The sequence below is a fragment of the Vibrio sp. 5S239 genome, assembly GCF_041439575.1.
GTDB classification, from domain to species: Bacteria; Pseudomonadota; Gammaproteobacteria; order Enterobacterales; family Vibrionaceae; genus Vibrio; species Vibrio kanaloae.
The window spans coordinates 1-1,189 of record NZ_JBGOOM010000068.1; the positions used below are offsets into that span (position 1 = coordinate 1).

A 1,189-nucleotide genomic window follows, 5' to 3' on the forward strand; every position below is an offset into this window, starting at 1 on the left:
GTGTTCAAAGCCAGTAGTTTCATATTTAATTCAGCACCTTGGCGTTAAACCTCTGCTTTCATCGTGGTGGCAAACTAACAAAGCGCTTAAGGCAGATTCGCAACGCGAGGCATTTTTAGTATGCGTTTATTTATGTGTTTAAGGTGTTATGCGGTGGCTTTGTATTGCTTGCTCACTACTTAGCTTAGCGTTAGCCTTCTAAAGGAGTTCATATGAAAATTGTAGGGAAAGCACCAGACGATAAACAGCCTTTGTGGCGCTACTTTAAAGTGGAACGTTTAATCGATTTCTTACGTTCTGGAGAATTATACTTTGCTAGTGCTCGTGAATTTCAGGACGTATTTGAGGGTGCAATATCAATACAGGCTTTTGAATCTGAGGGGTGTTCTGGTTCGTTTGAACCGGCATTTGAAGAACTAAAAAGACTTACAAAGGTTAGCTGTTGGCATCGATCGTCTCATGAAAGTGATGCTATGTGGCAACTGTACGCAGACAAATGGCGTGGAGTCGCTATACAAACTAATTTCGATAAACTTATCACGTCAGTGAAACCATTTCGTTTATCTCCTGCATTTGGAGTAGAGGAATTGTGGGTTGGTAATGTAGTCTACAAAGACTTAACGAAAGAAAAATTGGATGTTAGTTTTCTTGATCGATTTTGGAATAAACACATAGCATTTCAATGGGAAAGTGAGCTTAGGCTTGCTATATCACTTCGTTTAGCCGAAGAGTCTGGCGTATTAGTACCTGAGCGCGGTATTAAGGTTTCATTCGATATAGAACAGCTTGTTGAGTGTATCCATCTTGGTCCTTCGTTGTCTGGCGAGAATATTGAAGCCATACACAATTGTGCGAATGAGATAGGTCTTGGTGATAGAGTTCAAGTTTCAAGTTTATTGGGTTCTCCTAGATATACGTAATACCGAGGGCTAACAAAGCGTTTAAGACAGATTCCCAACGCTCGGCATTTTCAGTTTGGGTCAGCTTTAGTGTTTAAGGTGGCAAGGTTTTTGGTAGGATGGTGGCGTTGCTCACTACTTAACGCGGCGTTAGTTTGCAAGGAGCAGAAAAGCGTTTGTGGTCTAAGAGCGTTGTTCTACGTTCTAGCTATTCACCTGTTATTCCCAAAGACTTTTCATCGAAATAGGCATCTCGCGTAGCCCGTTTTTCGGTTAATTGGCTTTCGTGT

1 protein-coding gene is annotated in these 1,189 nt (G+C 41.5%); it reads left to right on the forward strand.

Annotated features, from left to right (window positions below):
* The first annotated feature begins 212 nt into the window (after positions 1–212).
* Entirely contained in the window at positions 213–920 is a 708-nt protein-coding gene (locus ACED48_RS20455) for a DUF2971 domain-containing protein (RefSeq protein ID WP_017058488.1), read from the forward strand.
* The last annotated feature ends 269 nt before the right edge of the window (positions 921–1,189 follow it).

Coding starts and splice junctions, on each gene's coding strand:
- ACED48_RS20455 (WP_017058488.1), top strand. CDS start 213: ATGAAAATTGTAGGGAAAGCACCAGACGATAAACAGCCTTTGTGGCGC.